Source organism: Sphingomicrobium clamense (assembly GCF_019264355.1).
GTDB classification, from domain to species: domain Bacteria; phylum Pseudomonadota; class Alphaproteobacteria; order Sphingomonadales; family Sphingomonadaceae; genus Sphingomicrobium; species Sphingomicrobium clamense.
Genome location: NZ_JAHVAH010000001.1, coordinates 1,975,705 through 1,994,277, shown reverse-complemented (window position 1 = coordinate 1,994,277; position 18,573 = coordinate 1,975,705). Strand labels below are relative to the sequence as shown.

The following is an 18,573-nucleotide window of genomic DNA, read 5'->3' as shown; positions in this document are numbered from 1 at the left end:
GACGCTCGCCTAGCGCGGGGCGACGCCGAGCGCCAGCTATTGCGCGTCGGCCTCCGCCGCGTCGTAGCGTTCCTGCGCGGCGCGGATGCATTCGATGTGCTCGATCGCCCAGTCGCCCAGCGCCTTGACCGGCTGGCGCAGGCTTTCGCCCAATTCGGTCAGTTCATAGTCGACCCGCGGCGGAATGGAGGGCGTGACCGTGCGGCTGACGAGCCCGTCGCGCTCGAGACCGCGCAGGGAACGCGTCAGCATCCGCTGCGAGATACCGTCGATCGCGCGCTTGAGTTCGTTGAAGCGCATCGAACCACCCGACAGCGCCATCACGATCAGCATTGACCACTTGTCGCCCACGCGATTGAGAACGGGGGTCACGTTCTTGCAGCCCGCCGTATGGACTCCGGCCAGCTCGACGCGCGGATTGGTGGTTACATTCATGTGCCTCGCTCCCAAAAATGTGCCGTCTTGCGGGATTTTCGACGGTCACGATATGGGCCTTGGTATCAAACCGTAACCAAGAAAGCCAGTGCCATGACCATCCTTCGTATCGACAGCAGCATTTCGGGGGCCGACAGCGTTTCGCGCCATCTCACGGCCGACATCGCCGACCAGCTAGGCGGAGAAGTCGTCCACCGCGACCTCGTCGCCAATCCGCTTACCCACCTCACCGAACGCGGCCAGAATCCCGACGTGCTCGCGGAGTTCATGGCGGCCGATACGATCGTCGTGGGCGCACCGATGTACAATTTTACCGTGCCCAGCCAATTGAAGGCGTGGCTCGACCGGCTCGCGGTTGCGGGCACGACTTTTGCCTATTTGCCCGAAGGCCCCAAGGGTCTGGTCGGCGACAAGCGCGTCATCGTCGCGCTCGCTTCGGGCGGCGTCTATGCCGACGACAACCCGTTCGAGCACAACAAGAGCTACCTCAAGGCCTTCTTCAACTTCCTTGGCATCGAGCCCGAATTCGTCGAGGCGTTGGGCGTCGCCATCTCGCCCGACGCTCGAACCGAGGCGCTCGGAAAGGCCGGCAGTCAGATCGAGCGGCTCGCGGCCTAGCCGAACGGAAGCACCACGTCCCAGCGAAGCGCTTCGACCGTGCCGTCGAGCGGATCGGAGCGATTGGCGACGAGGAGCGAGTCGTCCTTGATGTCCTCGTTGGCATTCTCTTTCTCGCCCGGGAAATACATCTGCGTCGTCAGCCGCGATTGCTTGCCATCAATGGTGAAGTGGATGTGGCGCGGCCGCACGAGCGTGCCGACGCCATAGATGCCCGGCTTGATCGTGCGGAAGCGATAGCGGCCGTCGTCGTCCGTCATGACGATGGCGGAGCCCTGGAAATGGGGATCGAGCGGGAGGTCCTCGCGATCGTCGCCTCCGTGCATGTAGCGGCCGTGAACGTTGGCTTGCCAAAGATCGAGCTTCGCGCCCGGTACCGGCGTGCCGTCGAAATCGCGCACGACGCCATAGACGTCGAGCAGCGGCCCTTCGGCGCGTTCGTCATGCCCATCGAGTTGGGTGAGGTCCGCGTCCTGGTCGAGCGGTCGTGCCACCGGATAAAACGGTCCAAGCTGCTGTGGCGGTGTCGCCTTCATCATGCGGTCGATCACCGTATCCTGCGCGATCAGCGGTGCGCCGACGGTAATGCCGATGCCGCCCGCGAGCATGCGGCGGCGGGATAATATGGTTTTCATGGTGTTGCGTCCCCCTGCTGGATGTCACCGACGCCACGCAACTCACCCGGTGAGTGTGCGCTTGCGACGATGACTTTGCAAGGTCAGCCGTGGACGAGCGTGCCGTCGCCGCGCTCGCGCTGGTCGGTGCCGAAAATGGCAACGCAATTTCGACCCTGTCGCTTGGCGCGGTAGAGGGCCCGGTCGGCGCGATCGAGGCTTTCGGCGAGCGACTGCCGGGCGGAATAGGGCGCGATGCCGAAGCTCGCGCTCAGCGGTCGCTCGTCGTCGATGGCGGGATGGCTGAACGCCGCGAAGCTCGACCGCATGCGTTCGGCGATCGCTTCGCCCTCGCTCAAGGAGGCGCCGGGAAGCGCGATGGCGAATTCTTCGCCGCCGAGCCGCGCGGCCAGCGGAGAATATTCGCGCATCATGGCGGCGAAGCGGCTGATGACCTCGTCACCCACGCCATGTCCGAATGTGTCATTGATCGACTTGAAATGATCGATGTCCGCCACGACCAGGACGCCGACCGACGGGCGGACGTTGCGCACCGCGTCGGTGAAGGCACGGCGGTTGTAGAGATCGGTCAGCACGTCGCGCTCGGAGCGGTCGCGGTAGGTTCCGATGACGCGCGTGACGATAGCTGCGATGATGAAGAGAACTACCGCCGGAACCGCGAAGCTGGTCGTGATCAGCAGGAATTCGGGCAGCCAGGTCGGCCCCAGTCCGGGATAGGCCCGCCCGCCGTCGAGCAGCGTCGGGAAGAAAGGAAAGCGCACGATATCGGTGATGACCATGACCGACATGGACACGAGCAATCCGTCGCGGATGAAGCCTCGTCCGGCGCGCCAGATCGCGCGCAACGCATCGGCGTAGGCGATCAGGCCTGCGCTCATTGCGGGGATCGCTTCGACAGCGATCGGCGCCTCGACCAGCAGCAGTGCCAGTGAAAGCCCCGACAATCCTGTCATGGCCAACGGAACGAGCAAAGGCGCGCGGCCCACTCCGAGCGCGAGGCGGATGGACTGGGCGACGCAAAACAGCGCCAGTGGATCGCCGATGTAGAGCAGGCTACGTGTGGTGGATCCCGCCCCTCCGTTGGCAAATAGCCAAGTATTGGCCGCCCCTACCGCTAGCGCGGCCACCAGCCATCCGAGCGCGGCATGACGCTGCGTTCCCATGCGAACGACGAGTGCCAGCACGGCCAGCCCGCCGATCAGACCGAGCATCAGCGTGTACAGGCTGACCGAAGTATCCAAGCGGGCCGGGCCTCTAGCTCAGAAGCCGGATCGGATTTTCGACGAACTTCTTCATTTCCTGAAGGAAGCTTGCCGCGTCCCAGCCGTCGACGACGCGGTGATCGCACGAAAGCGAGAGGTTCATCTTCTTCTTCGCGACCAGCTCGCCATTTTCGATGACAGGAAGCTCCTGCATCTTGTTGACTGCGATGATCGCCACCTGCGGCGGCGCAATGACCGGGGTCGAGGTGACGCCGCCCATCGGGCCGAGGCTCGACAGGGAGATGGTCGCGCCCTGCAGGTCGTCGCGGGCGATCTTGCCGCTGCGCGCTTCGTCGGCAAGGCGGCCGATTTCGCGTGCGAGCTGCCAGACGCTCATCGAATGCGCATTCTTGATCACCGGAACCATCAGCCCGCTGTCGGTCTGCGCGGCCATGCCGAGATTCATCGACCCGTGACGCGTCACGACATTCTTGTCGTCGTCATAGGTCGCGTTGAGCATCGGCCAGGCGGGCAGTGCCTTGGCCATCGCGGTGATGAGAAAGGGCAGCACGGTGAGCTTGGGATTGTCGCCGCGATCCTTGTTCATCATCGCGCGCGTATCCTCGAGCGCGGTGACGTCGAATTCCTCGACCAGCGTGAAGTGCGGGATCTTGCGCTTGGCCGCCTGCATGTTCTCGGCGATCTTGCGGCGCATGCCGACGACCTTGATGGTCTCGTCGGCGCGGGTTGCCGAACCGCCATGGCTGACGCTGCCGCCATTATACATGAGGTAGGCGTCGAGGTCCGAATGGCGGACGCGGTCGCTCGTGGTTTTCACCTTGGACAAATCAATGCCGAGGTCGCGCGCACGCTGGCGCACGGTGGGCGAGGCGAGAACCTTCTCGCCCTTGGCTTCTCCGGCGGGCTCGGGGGCTGCTTCAGGCTCGGGCGCAGGTGTCGGCTCCTCCTCCGCTTCGTCATCCATGACGGCGGGAAGCTCTTCTTCCTGTTCCTCGGTCGGTTCTTCGGCGCCGTCGGCAATGACCATTTCCTCTTCCGTCTCGGGGGCAGGGGCATCGCCCTCGGTCTCAATCTCGACCAGCACCGAGCCGATCGCGATCTGGTCGCCGACTTCACCGGCGAGCTTTACGACCTTGCCCGCGACCGGGCTTTCCATTTCCACGGTCGCCTTGTCGGTCATCATGTCGGCGAGATGCGCGTCTTCCTCGATGACATCGCCGACCTTGACGTGCCATTCGACAATCTCGGCTTCCGCGATGCCTTCGCCGATGTCCGGCAGCTTGAAGTTGTAGGTACCCATTAGTCGGCCATCACTTTCTCAAGAGCGGTTTTGATGCGGGCGGGGCCCGGGAAATATGTCCATTCGTAGCTGTGCGGGTAGGGCGTGTCCCAGCCGGTCACGCGCTCCACCGGCGCTTCGAGATGGTAGAAGCAGCGTTCGGTCACGAGCGCGCTGAGCTCGGCGCCGAAACCCGACGTGCGCGGGGCTTCGTGGACGATGAGGCAGCGACCCGTCTTCTTCACGCTCTCCTCGATCGCCTCGATGTCGAGGGGCACGAGCGTGCGCAGGTCGATGACCTCGGCGTCGATGTCCGCTTCCTCCATCGCGGCGAGCGCGACATGCACCATCGTGCCATAGGCGAGCACAGTCAGCGCTTCGCCTTCGCGGACGACGTTGGCCTTGCCCAGCGGCACCGTAAAGTGGCCCTCGGGAACTTCGGCGGCCGGGTGCTTCGACCAGGGCGAGACCGGGCGGTCGTGATGCCCGTCGAACGGGCCGTTATAGATACGCTTGGGTTCGAAGAAGATCACCGGATCCGGATCTTCCGTCGCCGCGATCAGCAGCCCCTTGGCGTCGTACGGCGTCGACGGAATGACGACCTTGAGCCCCGCGATGTGGGTGAACAGGCTTTCGGGCGATTGCGAGTGCGTCTGGCCACCATAGATGCCGCCACCATAAGGCGAGCGGATGACCATCGGCATCGTCCACTCCGCCGCGGTTCGATAGCGCATCTTGGCGACTTCGGAGACGATCTGGTCGTAGGCGGGGTAGATATAGTCGGCGAACTGGATCTCGATGAGCGGCTTGAGGCCATAGGCCGCCATCCCGACCGCGACTGCGGCGATCCCGTTCTCCGAGATGGGGGCGTCGAAGCAGCGCTCCTTGCCGAATTCCTTCTGCAGGCCCTCGGTCGCGCGGAACACGCCGCCGAAATAGCCGACGTCCTCTCCGAAAACGACGGTGTCCTCGTCCTCGCGCATGAGCACCTTGTGGGCCGAGTTGATGGCCTGGATCATGTTCATGACCGCCATTATTCGCCCTCCTTCAGCGCCGCATCGCGCTGTTCGGCGATGTGCCACGGCATGTCGGCATAGACATCCTCGAACATGGTTTCCTTGCCCTCGTCGCCCTGGTCGGAAAGGACGCCGAGCTTCTCGGCTTCCTTCTGCGCGGCGCGAACCGTCTTGGACGTTTCCTCGAGCAGTTCGGATTCCTTGTCGTCGTCCCACTCGCCCAGCTTGACGAGGTGGGCGCGCAGCCGCTCGACGGGATCGCCCAGTGGCCAGGCCGTTTCCTCGCCCTTGGGGCGGTAGCCGGTCGGATCGTCCGACGTGCTGTGCCCCTCGGCGCGGTAGGTGAAGAATTCGATCAGCGTCGGGCCCTTGTTGGCGCGCGCACGCTCGGCAGCCCAGTTGACCGCAGCATAGACGGCAAGCGCGTCGTTGCCGTCGACGCGAAGCCCGGCCATGCCGTAGCCGATGGCGCGCTGCGCAAAGGTCGCGCGTTCGCCGCCGGCGATGCCCGAAAAGCTCGAAATCGCCCACTGATTGTTGGTAGTCGCGAGGATGACAGGGGCCTGGTAGACGCTGGCGAAGGTCATCGCGGCGTGGAAGTCGCCTTCCGCGGTCGCACCGTCGCCGATCCAGCCCATCGCGATGCGGCTGTCGCCCTTGATCGCCGAAGCCATCGCCCAGCCGACCGCCTGCGGGAACTGCGTCGCGAGGTTGCCCGAGATGGAGAAGAAGCCATTTTCCTTGTCCGAATACATGATCGGCAGCTGGCGACCCTTCATGTGGTCGCCCGCGTTCGAGTAGATCTGGCACATCATCTTCACCAGCGGATAGCCTCTGCTGACGAGCAGCCCCTGCTGGCGGTAGGTCGGGAAGTGGATATCCTCGTCATGGACGGCGGCGGCGGCGGCGGTCGCGATCGCCTCTTCGCCGGTGCACTTCATGTAGAAGCTGGTCTTGCCCTGGCGCTGGGCCCGATACATGCGATCGTCGAACACGCGGACCGTGACCATGTCGCGATAGATCTTAAGCAGCACGCTGGGGTCGAGCTTGGGGTCCCACGGCCCCACCGCGTCGGCACTGTCGTCGAGCACGCGCACGAGGTGCGTGGTCAGCGGATGCGTTTCCTCCGCCTCGCAATGCGCGTCGGGGCGCGGTGCCTCGCCCGCAGCCGGAATCTCGAGGAAGCTGTAGTCGGGAGTCTCGCCCGGCCGCGCGGGCGGCTCGGGAACGTGAAGGAAAAGCGCAGGGCGATTACTGCGCTTGTCAGATCGTGCCATTCTCAACCTCTCCTGCCGCGAACGCACGAATGGCGTGCGGCGATCCTGTTGGCGCTCCCCTAACGGAGAGACGCGCAGGATGGAAGAGCGTGTGCGTTCCCTAGCGTCGCGGGCGAGGGGCGGGCGCATAGTCGAGGCGCGCGATCTCGCGGATCTCCGACCCGTCGAATCGCCCTTCGACCAGCTCGTATCCCATCAACGCGAAGACGCGGTCGCCGACGAAGATCGGGCGTGCATTGCCGTACCAGTCGACGCAGCTGGCGACGCAGGCATCGTCGCGTGCGCCTGCCGCATTGGCGACCAGCTCACCCGCCATCGACAGCGCACGGTCGTCGCGCTCGAGGAACAGGATGGCGCTGCCATTGCCGAGAAAACGCCGCGCGCTCGGTTCGAGCCGCTTGGCGACAGGGAGGCCGAGGATGCCATCCGTGCCGTCGCGATTGTCGGGCCGGAAGAAATAGGCGTGGCTACGATTTTCGCCTTGGCTCGCCTTGGGGAAGGTGAAGTCGGAGCCGAGCCGCGCGGTGCCGTCGAGCAGGACCGATGTAAAGGTCAGCCCTTTCGCGCCCGAGCCGATCACGATGCCGTCGCTGCCCATCAGGTCGAGCCGCTCGATGGCGTGCGGCACGGCAAGCGGCGTGATCGGGCCGCCGCGCGTATCGGCGGCGACGAGGATGGCGGGCTTGCGGGCGGCAAAATTGCCCGCGCCGTAGAGGATGTGGCGGCCCACGAACCGGTTCTGGAAGTTGTAGCCCTCGACGGCAGGAAGGTCGCGGTAGAAGCGGGCGTCGGCGCGGCCCGACCCGTCGCCAAGTTCCGACAAGGGCAGCGACAGCAAGGCGACGTCGCCGCCGGTCACCTCGGGATTCCACATCCAGTCGCCGCCACCTTCGTTGCGCACGAGCACGTCGAGGATGCCGCCTGCCGTGTCTTCGCGGAAGCTGAACTGGTCGACCGGCTGCCCGAAGGTCGCGATCGCGCTGGGTGTCTCGTCGTCGGAGAAGGGGAGACGGTAGAGGAAGGAGCGTTTCCTGTCGGCGTCCCAGCGATAGGCGTTGCTCATCCAGAGATAGACGGCGTCCTGCGAGACGAAGAAAGTGCGCGACGAGGGCCCCAGCACCGCGCGCGCGTCGCAATCGACCTCGCGAGCGGTCAGGTCGCATTCGATGACGCTGTGGAGTGCGGAGAAATCCGCGCCTTCTTCGCCGCGAAGCGTGGGCACGTAGTATAGCTCGGTCGGGCCGAGGAGCGGCGTGAATTCCTCGTCAACTTGGCCGCGCCAGCGGCGCCAGGCAGGGAAGAACTGGTAAGGATCGTCGCCCCAGCCCAGATAGAGCGGGGTGTAGTAGACCAGCCGGTCGCCGATCAGGCGCGAGGCGTAATTGCGCGAGCTGTAATAGTCGTTCGAGCGCAAATGGGTCGCGTCGCGGTAGGTGAGCTCGCCGTCCGCATCGAGATTGAAGCGGATGACCTCGGTCCCGCCACGCGCATAGCTGTAGCCGATGACGACGACCATATCGTCCTTGAGCAGCATCTCGTCATACCAGCTGCCCTGGCCCGACGTGCCGGGCGGATAGGCATCGACCTGGTCGATCTTGGCGAGCGAGCCGTCGGCGATCGACATGGTGAAGAGGCGACCACGGCGCAGCACGACGAGGATGTCGCCGCGCTTCTTGACGATCCCGCCTTCATCGACGCCCGCGACCTGCGTGTTGGTGATCGCATCGTCCGAGACCCTCGATCCGGTGACCACCATCGCCTCGGGCGCGGTCGCAGCGGGCGGGGGCGGAGCGGGGATCGCGCCGTCCGCCATTTCATATTGGACGTTATTCTCGCGCCGCTGGAGCTGTTGCGCATGCTTGCGATAGAAGGCGAGAAATTCCTCTTCGCTCTCGAAGGAAGCGAGGCCGGCCTGGGGCGTTGGTGGAGGACTGTCCGCCTGCGACGCGCATCCCAGCGCGGTGAGCGGAAGCAGGGTGACGAGAAGCGAACGCGACATGGACAGGCTCCTTCAATGTAACAATGTTACATGAAGAAGCGTTGTCGCAATGTCAAGTTGGGCTAGTCCTGCTGGTCGGTTTCGCTCTCGCCGCCGCTATAGGCCGCGCCGGCGTTGGTCTGGAACCAGAAGGGCTCGAGCTGGCCGCTGCCGCCCGCGATGGTGGTGAGGTTCTGGTCGAACAGGCGTCCGCCCTGCATCACCATGTTGACGGTCCGCGTATTCTTGATGTCGTCGAGCGGATTGGCGTCGAGCACGACCAGATCGGCCAGCTTGCCGGCAGTGATGCTGCCCAGCTGGTGGTCGAGGCCGAGCGTCACGGCCGGGTTGAGCGTTGCCGAGCGGATCGCGGCGATCGGGTCCATGCCGCCCAGTTCAAAGGCCCAGATTTCCCAGTGCGCGCCGAGCCCCTCGCGCTGCCCGTGGGCACCGATATTGGTGAGCACCCCGACGTCGTTGAGCTGCTTGGCCGCTTCGGCGACGCTCTTGAGGTTATTCTCCTCGACCGGGAAGAAGGTGCCTCGGCGGCTGGCGGCGTCGATATTGCCGCGCGGGACCCAGCGCCCGAGGATGGGTTCGGCCCAAACCGGCGTGGTCATGTACCAGTACATCTCGCCCCACGGACCGCCATAGGCGACGTTGAGCGTGGGGGTGTAGGCGGTGACGTCGTCACCTTCCTTGCCGCCCCAGAAATCGGTCACGTCCTCGTAAATGTCGGCGACCGGAAGCGCGTGCTCGATGGTGGTGTGACCGTCGGCGACCATGGTCATGTTGTGCATGAACAGGCTGCCGCCTTCGGGCATCACTTCCATTTCCAGCTCGCGCGCGGCCTCGATCACCATCTGGCGCTGGTCGCGGCGGGGCTGGTTGTAGCTCTTCACGCTCCATGCGCCCATCGACTTGAGGCGCCGCAGGTGCGAACGCGCATCGTCGAGGCTGTCGATCTGCGCGGTGAAGGGCGTGGTCGCGCCATAGAGGATCGTGCCGGTCGAGAAGATGCGCGGCGCGAGGATCTTGCCCGCCTTCTGATACTCCGAGGCGGCAAAGACGGTGTAGCTGTTGTTGGAGGGATCCTGCACGGTGGTCACCCCATAAGCGAGGCTGGCGGCGTGGCTCCAATTCTGTTGCGGAATGACGAGACCCGATCCCATCGGGCCGTGCCAGTGCGCGTCGATCAGGCCCGGGATGATCGTCTTGCCCGTGACGTCGATGCTCGGCGTGCCCGCGGGATAGGTCATCGCCGCCGTCGGCCCGACCGCGCTGATTGTGTCGCCATCGATCAAGATGGTGCCGTTCTCGATCACTTCGTCGCCATTCATGGTGATGATGCGCGCGCCTGTGAGGGCGAGCATGCCGCTCGGCTTGGCCATCGTCGCCGTGATGGCGAGGTCGGCCAGTTTTTCGGTTTCGCCATCGCCGAGGCTGGCGGGATCGACCACCTCGCGGCGATAGAGCGCAGGGCCCTCGGCGAAATAGAGCGTGTCGCTGTCGGCGGCCCAATGCACCCAGTCGCCGACGTCGGCGGTCACCTGCGCCTGCGGCAGCGACTTGTCCTTGGGGTTGAGCGTCTGGGTCCGCCCCGAACGGGCGAAAGGCAGGACATAGGTCTGGAAGCGCTCGGTGAAGGCGACCCAGTTCTCATCGGGCGAGAGGCGATAGTCGCCGGCATATTCGCTCGAGAAATGCGTCTGCATCTCGCGCGTTTCGAGGTCGACCGACTTGAGCACGGTCGCATCGTCCTCGCCGGTGACGAAAAAGAGGCGGTTTGAATCGCGGCCCCATTGCGGGTCGGCGCCCGAGCGGCTGACACGCATGGGCTCGCCGCCCGACAGGCGCTTTACGTAAAGGCCGGTGTCGCGGCTGTAGAGCGGGGAGGTGATGTAGCCTCCGCCGGTGCGGCGATAGGCGAGATGATTGCCGTCGGGCGAGAAGGCGGGTTCGACATAATGGCCCGGCGGCAGGTTGAGCGCGCGAGCGCGGCTGCCGTCGCCGCGCGCGACCATGATGCGCGACAGGTCCTGGTCATCCCATTCGACCCACGCCAGCTGGCTGCCGTCGCGAGAGAAGGTGGGGTAGGACTGCATGCGGTCGGTATCGCGGGTCAGCGCGCGCGTGCTTCCGGTGGTGAGATCGCGCACATGCAGCTTGCCGAGCGCTTCGAACACGACGCTGTTGCCGTCCGGACGGACAGTGACGAAGCGGAGCGCCTTGGTCTGGAAACTGTCGGGCGCGGCGTCTTGCTGGAAGCGTACGACATCGCCGACCCAGCGCGAGCCGGTGACGCGGAACGGGATTTCGCTGACTTGTCGGCTGGCGACGTTGACGCGGTGGATGCCGCCCTTGGCCCAGAAGACGATGTCCTGGCCGTCGGGAGTCCACGCCATGTGCGGATAGACGCCGTGCACTGCCCAGGTTTCCTGCATGTCGCGGTCGAGGATATCGGTCACGGGCGTGATGCGGCCGCTGTCGAGGTCCATCACCATGAGCATCGACTGGGCGCGGATGCGACGGACGAAGGCGAGCTTGGTCCCGTCGGGCGAAGGGGTGGGGCGGATCGCGCCGCCCGCGCCCGAAACGATGGTCTCGATCTCGCCCGTCTCGCGATCGAGGCGGCGGATCACGTAGATCTGGCCGTTGACGTCTTTCGAATATTCGAACGTGTCGCCCGGCGTCGCGTCGTCGGAGAAATACATGTAGCGGCCGTCGGGCGAGAAAGCGGGTTCGCCCGTATCCTTTTGGTCGGTGCGGCGCTTGGTCATCTGCACCCCGCCCGAGCCGCCGGACTTGTGATAGAGCCACATTTCGCCGGCCCCCAGCGATCGCGCCGAGGTGAAGTGCTTGCGGCCCACCACATATTCACCGTCGGGGGTCCATTCGGGCTGGTTGAGGAGGCGGAAGCTTTCATCCGACACCTGCACCGGGTCGCTGCCGTCGCGGTTCATGACCCAGAGGTTATCGCCGCCCGACCGGTCGGAGGTGAAGGCGATCTGGCTGCCGTCGGGGGAAAAGACGGGCTGCATGTCCCACTGGTGACCGCTCGCGATCGGCACGGCGTCCCCGCCGGTGATCGGGAGCAGGTAGATATCGCCGAGCAGGTCGAAGACGATTTCCTGCCCGTTGGGCGATACGTCGAGGCTGATCCACGTGCCGCTAGTCGTGTCGATGGCCACATTCTCGCCCGGGCCGCGGGGGGTGGAGACGTCCCACTTTTCCTCTTCCGCCTCGTCCTCTTCCATCGCGGCGTCGAGCGCGGGCGAGGGTCCGGGACCCTCGTCATGCTCGTGCTGGGCGTAGGCGGGCGTGGCGAGCGCAAAGGTGGCTGCGCTAAGAAGCAGGATGCGTTTCATGGATAGTCCCCCGTGATTTGGTTTGGCGCGTTATGGGATGGTCTCTAAGGCTTGGCAACGCGGGCTTCGACGAGCGGACGATTGACGACGCGCGCGGGCACAGGCAAGGGAGCGGGCATGAGCGAAGACAAAGACGACAAGGGCGCCCAAGCGATCCCCAATACCGACTTTCCGGACCGCCTGTGCATGGATCCGCGGAGCCCCTACTTCAACGCGGAAACGCTGGAGAAGGGTGTCGGCATCCGGTTCAACGGGGTCGAAAAGGTCAATGTCGAGGAATATTGCCTGTCCGAAGGCTGGATCCGCATCGCCGCGGGCAAGAGCCGCGATCGTCACGGCAACCCGATGACCGTCAAGCTCAAAGGCAAGGTCGAACCCTTCTGGTATTCCGACGAGGAAAAGTAGGCGTTAAGCCCCGCGCAGGCGGGTTACGAAATCCGCTGTCGCCTTTTCGAGCGCCGCGGCGCTCTCCGCAAGGCGACTGGCTGCCTCGCTGACTTCTTCCGACAAGGTCGAGGCGCGGTCCGCAGCTTCCGCGACCCCCGTACAATGACGGCTCATCCCGTCGACCGAAAGCGCGCTTTCCTCGGCCGTCTGCTCGATCATCTGTGACGTATCGCGCTGGCGATCGAGTTCGGCTTCGAGGCTTTCGGCATGGTCGAGCAGGCTCGCCATCTTTGCCGCGACATCGGCGAATGCGTTGTCTGCGCCATCCGCGCCCTCGCTGATCGACGCAAGCAGCGCAGCCACTTCGTCGGTGGCATCGCCCGCCTGGCCTGCCAGCCCCTTCACTTCGCCTGCCACCACCGCAAATCCCTTGCCTGCTTCGCCCGCGCGCGCGGCTTCGATGGTCGCGTTGAGCGCGAGGAGGTTGGTCTGGTTGGCGATCCCGCGGATCATCTCGACGAACTGCTGGATGTTGGCGGTCCGGTCCGCCAGCGCACGCACCGAGCGTTCGCCCGCATCGGTCGACTGGCGCGCCGCCTCGGAAAGCGCACGCTGTTCGCGGCTGGTGTCGGCGACCGACCCGATCGACTGGGTCAGCGAGACGATCCCCTTGGTCACCTGCTCGGCGCTGCTCGCCGCGAGCTGCGCCTGGTCCATAGCCTCCTTCGCCTGACTGCCGGTGCTGCGCGAGAAGTCGGCCATGTCGCGCGCGCTCTGTTCGAGCTGGGCGGCAGCGCTGCCAACGCCGGTGATGACCTGCGCCACCGACGCTTCGAAGCCCTCGGCGAGCTCTGCGATGGCATGTTCGCGGGCGTTGCGCGCGTCGGCCTCTGCCTTGAGGCGCGCCTCGCGTTCCAGCTCGGTATCCGCCTCCGCCCGCCGCTGCGCCTCGAGCGCTTCGAGCATGTCGCGCCGCGCCTGGTCGGCCTGCTCGGCGGCGCCGAAACTGATCGCGCGCGCCTCGCCCTGATCGTTAAGATGTTCGGTGAACATCGCCGCCATACGGCCGAGTAGCAGCGCCACGACCACCAGCGCGGCGATGTGCACCGGTGTGCGCGACAGCGCTTCGCCGTCCGGATAGAGCCAGACGGGGATCGTCTCCCCAATCGCCAGATGGTGGATGGCGATCCCGATCGCCCCCAGCAGGACCGGCCGCCAGTCGCACATCAACGTCGTCGCGGCGAGACCGAGGAAGAAGAAGAGATGCGCCTCGCTCTGCCATCCCTGGCCCTGAAGCATATAAAGCAGGATGGCAGGCTGCAGCGTCGCCATCAGCGCAATCGGCGCGAAGGTGAACACGCTATAGCGTCGGCTGGCTGCGGCGAGGTGAGCGATTGCGCTCGTCGCCGCCGACAGTGCGATCGCCGCATTGGGCATGTAGGTAGGGATGAGGAACGCAATCGCGAAGAAGGTCGCGCTGCAGGCCCAGCAATACCAGACCACCGCCATCATCCCGCGAACGCGAAAATCGAGCAATTCCTCATGTGCTTCGCCCGCGCGCCGGAGCAGGCCGGAGAGCGGCGAGGAGGCCAATTTGCCGGGGTCGGGAAACATTTCCTCGGACATAGGCCCGGGTCATGCCCGAAAATGGTTAAGGCGGGGTTTGCGCAACCCCGCCTTAAAGAACATTTTTCCGCTGTTTGGAGCGGTTATTTGACGACCACACCCGTCGCCGGGACGGCATCGCGCGGATATTCGCGCACCTTCGAGGCCTGGCGCTTGTCGTACAGCTTCTTGGCGGCCCAGCCTGCACCCAGCGCAAGGCCGAGCGGCCCGAGACCGCGTTTGGCGATGAAGGGGAGGGCGGTGGCGGCAGCCATGCCGAGCGTCCCGCCGCCCAGCTTCTGGGCGACCTTCTTGCCGGCGATGGCGGTAATCAGATTCCTGACCATATTGAGGTCCTTTCGAAAATGCGTGTTTCACTTAACCAGCGCTTCAAGCGCGTTGACGTTCCGTGCTGCGCGACGGGTCGGCGCAAAATCCCAACGCTTGGTGGGAAATCTCACCAAACACGGGTTGGGAAAATTTTCGCGCGCTTCAAAATCCGCACTTTTCTGCGCCTGAGCGCAATTGGCACGGCCTCTGCATAGTGAGGGTGTGACCGATGCATCGAGCACTCGGCGCAAGAAAAGGGAGAAAGAAAATGTTGGGTCCGAACTTTCAGCGTCAGATATTCGCAGGCATCGCCTCGATCCTGATGAGCGCGCTGTTCGTCGGTTCGACCGTGCTGCCGACCGACGCCATCATGGGCGGTGATCAGGTGGAGAAGTCGATCTATGCCTGACCTGGAGCCCATCAAGGCAGTTCCCACCGTGCGCGTCGCGAAGCTCGAGACCGTCGGACCGATCCGGTCCGACGCCGAGCCCGCGAAGACGCCGCGGCTGGCGATCCTGTCGGGTCCGATCTTCTCGAGGGCGCGCGACATCATCGCCGCCAACATGAACGATTTGCTCGATCGCAGCGACGACCAGGCGGTCACCATCCGCCGTATCATCGCCGAGATGGAGGAAGTGCTGGTCGAATTGCGCGCCTCCGCCGCCCGTTCGATCGCCGATATCAAGGAATTGCGCAGCGCGACCGACCGGCTCATCCGGCAGCAGTCGCTGTGGACCGACCGCGCCGAACTGGCGCTTGCCAAGGACCGCGAGGACCTCGCCCGCCAGGCACTGGTCGAGCGCAGCAAGGCGAGCGACCTGATCGCGGATCTTGAGGGCGAGGTCGGCCAGATCGAAACCGTGCTCAAGAATTACGAGCGCGATATCGCCAAGCTCGAAGCCAAGCTGCGCGACGCCCGTCGTCGCCAGGCGGCGATCGCCCAGCGGTTCGAGAGCGCGATGACCCGCGCCCGCGCCAACGAGGCGATTTACGGCTCGCGTACCGAAAGCGCGCTCTCGCGCCTCGACGATCTTGAGCGCGAAGCAGATATGGCCGAGGCCCGCGCCGATGCGCTGGGCATGGGCAATACGCTCGACGACGAGTTCGAGCAATTGAAGAGCGACGAGCGGGTCGAAGCCGACCTCAAGGCGCTCAAGGCTTCGCTGGCCGCGAAGAAGAATTAGGTGAAGGAAAAGGGGACCATGGCCAAGAAACGTTACAAATATTCGCTCGCGCCCAGTGAAAGAAAGATTGCCGGCGTCGCTGCGACCGCAGGCCAGATGACGGGGGTCGACCCGGTCTTCTTCCGCATCGGCTGGATCGCCTCGATCTTCCTCATTTCGCCATCATTCGCTTTCTTCAGCTACCTTGCCATGGGCATCCTCTTCACCGTGATGAAGTGGAAAGCCGGCCAGGCCAACGAAGACCGCGGCGAAGGCCTCAGCGAGTTCGAGAAGATCGGAAAGCTGCTCGAGGGGCGCCGCAAGAAAGGCTCGACCCACGACATGCTCAACACGCTGGACAAGAGCGACCGCCGCATGATGGCGATCGACCAGCATCTTCACAGCGCCGACAGTGACGAGCTGGCGCGCGAAATCGAGAAACTGCGGGAGAAGAAATCATGATCGACCCCGTCACCACCACCATCATCGGCGCGACCACGCTGGCAGGCATCGGGCTTGCCGCCCATATGGGCCTCAAGGGGTGGCAGAGCTGGATCGATTTCAAGCGCATGGAGCTCGACAGCCGCGTGCTCGACCCTGAATTGCCGCCCGCCGGCGGACGCATCGAACTCGCCGACCTTCGCGAGCGCGTGCGCAAGCTGGAGGCGATTGCCGAAGGCATCGACCTCTAGATCACCAGTCCCACCCCGGACGGGCGCATCCCCTTCCCGCTCCCGTCCGTCCACGAGGCGGCCCGGCCCCCATGCCGGGGCGCGTTTTTCGTCGCAAATCGCAACGCTTCGTCGGCCAAATCCGGCATTTCGTCGAAGCTACCCTAGGCGAACAGCAATGTTACGTTATCTCATCACACTGAACGGGATTTCCTGAATTCGGAGTATCGTTAATGAAGACGTTGTTGCTGTCCGCCTCGGTGCTGGCATTCCAGAATGTATCGGTTGCCGCTGCGCAGGAGGCCGATGCGCCGCCACCGCCGCCTGAGCGCGAAGAGATCGTCATCACCGGCCATTATATCGAAGGTCTCGACCTGCTCGCGGGGACGTCGGCGATTGAAGGCGCGGAGCTGCAGCGCGAAATGTCGACCCAGATCGGCGAAACGTTGGTCAAGCTGCCGGGCGTATCGGCAACCAGCTTCTCGCCCGGTGCCTCGCGCCCCGTGCTGCGCGGCTACCAGGGTACGCGTATTCGCGTGCTTAATGACGGTCTCGGGTCGATCGACGTCAGCAACACCTCGGCCGACCATGCGGTGACGATCGATCCGCTGACCGCCGAGCGCATCGAAGTGCTGCGCGGACCCGCGGTCCTCCTGTTCGGCTCGGAAGCGATCGGCGGCGCGGTCAACGTGATCGACCATCGCATCCCGCGCTCGCGTCCCGACGGCGGCATCCACCTCGACTATATCGGCCGCTACAGCTCGGCCGACGAAGGTGTCGGCGTTGGCGGCGCACTCGATCTCGCGCTGGGCGACGACTTCGTCTTCCATATCGATGGCAGCCATTCGACCAGCGACGACCTCGAAGTGGGCGGCTACGTCGTGAGCGAACCGCTCCGCGCCGAACTGTTCGAGCTTTATGAAGAAGCCCTCGACGAGGGCGAACTCGAAGAAGCCGAAGAGGCGCTCGAAGCCGCCAATCTGCGCGACGTCCTGCCCAACAGCAAGACGCGCCAGAGCAGCGCCGGTGCCGGCTTCTCCTATCTTGGCGACCGCTTCGAATTCGGCGCCTCGGCCAGCCTGTTCGACACGCGTTATGGCGTGCCGGGCCGTCCGGGTGCCGAGCACCACCATGGCGAGGAAGAAGAAGATCACGGTGACGAGGATCATGACGAAGACGAGCATGGCGAAGAGGAGGGCGAGGCCCCCGTTTCGATCGACATGCTCCAGAAACGTCTCGACTTCCGCGGCCGGGTCTATCTCGACGGGTTTCTCGACCGCATCGATGCCCGCTTCGCCTATGCCGATTACGAGCATACCGAGTTCGAAGGTGCCGAGGTCGGCACGGTGTTCCTATCCGACGGGCTCGAAGGTCGTATCGAATTCCACCAGGCCGATCGTGACGGCTGGGGTGGCGTGAGCGGCGCGCAATATTATGAGCGCGACCTCGAAGCGATCGGCGCGGAGGCGTTCGTACCGCCGCACAAGACCAGCCAATGGGGCCTGTTCACGCGTCAGGAATATGAGCCCGGCGCATTCGGCGTTGAAGGCGCGATCCGCGTCGAGGGCACCGAAGTGACCAGCGATCCGCTCAATTTCTCGCGTGACTTCACCGCGCTCAGCGGCGCGGTGGGCGCGCACTACAAGGTCACGCCCGATTTCCGGATCGGCGCCAACATGTCGCGCACGTCGCGCGCTCCCTCGGGCGAGGAATTGCTGTCGGACGGCCCGCATATCGCGACGCAAGCGTTCGAGATCGGCGATCCGACGCTCGAAAATGAGAAGGCCTGGGGCGGGGAACTCTATGCGCGCTACGAGGGGCCGCGCGCGGCAGCCTCGCTCACGTTGTGGTGCAACAAATTTGACGGCTTCATCTACAATTTCGACACGGGCGTCGAAGAGGATGAGCTGCCGGTCTTCCTTTACGACCAGCAGGATGCCGACTGGTGGGGAATCGAGTTCGAGGCCGGCGCCACGCTGGTCGAGCGCGACGGTTTTGCTCTCAAGGCCGATGCGGTCGTCGACTATGTCCGTGCGACGCTCGATGACAGCAATCCCGTCCCGCGCATCCCGCCGTTCAGCGTCAACGGCGGCCTGGGTGCCGAGGTTGGCGATTTCAACCTGCGCATCGAGGCGGAATATGCTGCCGAGCAGGACCGCGTTGCCGAATTCGAAAATCCGACCGACGATCATCTCCTCGTCGGTGCGTCGATCGGCTGGCGCTTCCGCGGCCGCGACAATGAAAGCCTGATCCTGCTGTCGGCGGACAATATCTTCGACGTCGATGCCCGCCGCCACGCCAGCTACACGAAGGACTTCGTGCCGCTCGCGGGTCGCAACATTAAGCTGAGCACGCGCTTCAGCTTTTAGGAATCTCGGGAGCCGGAAACGGTAAAGGTCGCCAACGTGAGTTGGCGACCTTCCCATAATTCGCATCTGTCGAATTGAATTACACACACCCAACGGGCGGGCGCCCGAAAGGTTCCGAGATTTCGTGAGGGCGGTGCCGGCTGCAGGAGTCGAACCCGCGACCTTCGGTTTACAAAACCGCTGCTCTACCAGCTGAGCTAAGCCGGCGACCGCGTCGGC

At 64.6% G+C, this 18,573-nt stretch carries 17 protein-coding genes and 1 tRNA gene; 7 read left to right on the top strand and 11 right to left on the bottom strand.

Annotation, left to right across the window (positions count from 1 at the left end):
- Window positions 1-36: 36 nt before the first annotated feature.
- A complete protein-coding gene (locus tag KTQ36_RS10215; protein ID WP_218633554.1) occupies window positions 37-435 on the bottom strand; it encodes a winged helix-turn-helix transcriptional regulator in 399 nt (132 codons plus the stop codon).
- A 93-nt stretch (window positions 436-528) separates the two neighbouring features.
- Between KTQ36_RS10215 and KTQ36_RS10210 the strand changes: the two genes are divergently transcribed.
- The gene (locus KTQ36_RS10210) at window positions 529-1,053 is read left to right on the top strand and encodes an FMN-dependent NADH-azoreductase (protein ID WP_218633553.1); all 525 of its coding nucleotides are present in this window, start codon (window positions 529-531) and stop codon (window positions 1,051-1,053) included.
- On the opposite strand, the gene KTQ36_RS10205 is transcribed toward KTQ36_RS10210, so the two are convergent.
- The 7 genes from KTQ36_RS10205 to KTQ36_RS10175 form a co-directional block, all read right to left on the bottom strand.
- Window positions 1,050-1,688, bottom strand: a complete 639-nt coding sequence (locus KTQ36_RS10205) for a dioxygenase family protein (protein ID WP_218633552.1) — start codon at window positions 1,686-1,688, stop codon at window positions 1,050-1,052. The genes KTQ36_RS10210 and KTQ36_RS10205 overlap by 4 nt on opposite strands.
- 83 nt (window positions 1,689-1,771) lie before the next feature.
- Complete coding sequence (locus KTQ36_RS10200) at window positions 1,772-2,929, bottom strand: GGDEF domain-containing protein (RefSeq protein WP_218633551.1); 1,158 nt, start codon at window positions 2,927-2,929, stop codon at window positions 1,772-1,774.
- 13 nt (window positions 2,930-2,942) lie between these two features.
- Window positions 2,943-4,211 (bottom strand): dihydrolipoamide acetyltransferase family protein, encoded by a 1,269-nt coding sequence (locus KTQ36_RS10195; RefSeq protein ID WP_218633550.1) that lies wholly within the window; start codon window positions 4,209-4,211, stop codon window positions 2,943-2,945.
- Window positions 4,211-5,215 carry an alpha-ketoacid dehydrogenase subunit beta gene (locus KTQ36_RS10190; protein WP_218633912.1) on the bottom strand — a complete coding sequence of 335 codons (1,005 nt, stop codon included), beginning with the start codon at window positions 5,213-5,215 and terminating at the stop codon, window positions 4,211-4,213. The genes KTQ36_RS10195 and KTQ36_RS10190 overlap by 1 nt, the downstream gene beginning before the upstream one ends.
- 8 nt (window positions 5,216-5,223) lie before the next feature.
- A complete protein-coding gene (locus tag KTQ36_RS10185; RefSeq protein WP_218633549.1) occupies window positions 5,224-6,483 on the bottom strand; it encodes a thiamine pyrophosphate-dependent enzyme in 1,260 nt (419 codons plus the stop codon).
- A 100-nt stretch (window positions 6,484-6,583) separates the two neighbouring features.
- Window positions 6,584-8,482, bottom strand: a complete 1,899-nt coding sequence (locus KTQ36_RS10180; protein WP_218633548.1) for a beta-propeller domain-containing protein — start codon at window positions 8,480-8,482, stop codon at window positions 6,584-6,586.
- 62 nt (window positions 8,483-8,544) lie between these two features.
- Window positions 8,545-11,829: an amidohydrolase family protein gene (locus KTQ36_RS10175; RefSeq protein ID WP_218633547.1), complete on the bottom strand. Its 3,285-nt coding sequence runs from the start codon at window positions 11,827-11,829 to the stop codon at window positions 8,545-8,547.
- 117 nt (window positions 11,830-11,946) lie between these two features.
- Here KTQ36_RS10175 and KTQ36_RS10170 point away from each other — a divergent pair, with 117 nt between their 5' ends.
- Entirely contained in the window at window positions 11,947-12,234 is a 288-nt protein-coding gene (locus KTQ36_RS10170; protein WP_218633546.1) for a DUF3297 family protein, read from the top strand.
- A 3-nt stretch (window positions 12,235-12,237) separates the two neighbouring features.
- Here the strand turns inward: KTQ36_RS10170 and KTQ36_RS10165 are convergent, their stop codons facing one another.
- Both KTQ36_RS10165 and KTQ36_RS10160 read right to left on the bottom strand, forming a co-directional pair.
- Window positions 12,238-13,842: a methyl-accepting chemotaxis protein gene (locus KTQ36_RS10165; RefSeq protein ID WP_218633545.1), complete on the bottom strand. Its 1,605-nt coding sequence runs from the start codon at window positions 13,840-13,842 to the stop codon at window positions 12,238-12,240.
- 83 nt (window positions 13,843-13,925) lie between these two features.
- Window positions 13,926-14,168: a hypothetical protein gene (locus KTQ36_RS10160; RefSeq protein ID WP_218633544.1), complete on the bottom strand. Its 243-nt coding sequence runs from the start codon at window positions 14,166-14,168 to the stop codon at window positions 13,926-13,928.
- Window positions 14,169-14,419: 251 nt separating this feature from the next.
- On the opposite strand from KTQ36_RS10160, the gene KTQ36_RS10155 reads away from it, so the two are divergent.
- The 5 genes from KTQ36_RS10155 (at window position 14,420) to KTQ36_RS10135 (ending at window position 18,354) form a co-directional block, all read left to right on the top strand.
- Window positions 14,420-14,560, top strand: a complete 141-nt coding sequence (locus KTQ36_RS10155) for a hypothetical protein (protein WP_218633543.1) — start codon at window positions 14,420-14,422, stop codon at window positions 14,558-14,560.
- Window positions 14,553-15,335, top strand: coding sequence for a PspA/IM30 family protein (locus tag KTQ36_RS10150; protein ID WP_218633542.1), 783 nt, complete (start codon window positions 14,553-14,555; stop codon window positions 15,333-15,335). Before KTQ36_RS10155 ends, KTQ36_RS10150 begins: the two co-directional genes overlap by 8 nt.
- Window positions 15,336-15,353: 18 nt before the next feature.
- Entirely contained in the window at window positions 15,354-15,776 is a 423-nt protein-coding gene (locus KTQ36_RS10145; RefSeq protein ID WP_218633541.1) for a PspC domain-containing protein, read from the top strand.
- A complete protein-coding gene (locus KTQ36_RS10140) occupies window positions 15,773-16,006 on the top strand; it encodes a hypothetical protein (protein ID WP_218633540.1) in 234 nt (77 codons plus the stop codon). Before KTQ36_RS10145 ends, KTQ36_RS10140 begins: the two co-directional genes overlap by 4 nt.
- A 212-nt stretch (window positions 16,007-16,218) precedes the next feature.
- Window positions 16,219-18,354 carry a TonB-dependent receptor gene (locus KTQ36_RS10135; RefSeq protein ID WP_218633539.1) on the top strand — a complete coding sequence of 712 codons (2,136 nt, stop codon included), beginning with the start codon at window positions 16,219-16,221 and terminating at the stop codon, window positions 18,352-18,354.
- 134 nt (window positions 18,355-18,488) lie between these two features.
- Here KTQ36_RS10135 and KTQ36_RS10130 read toward each other — a convergent pair.
- Window positions 18,489-18,561 (bottom strand) — tRNA-Thr (locus KTQ36_RS10130).
- Window positions 18,562-18,573: the final 12 nt, after the last annotated feature.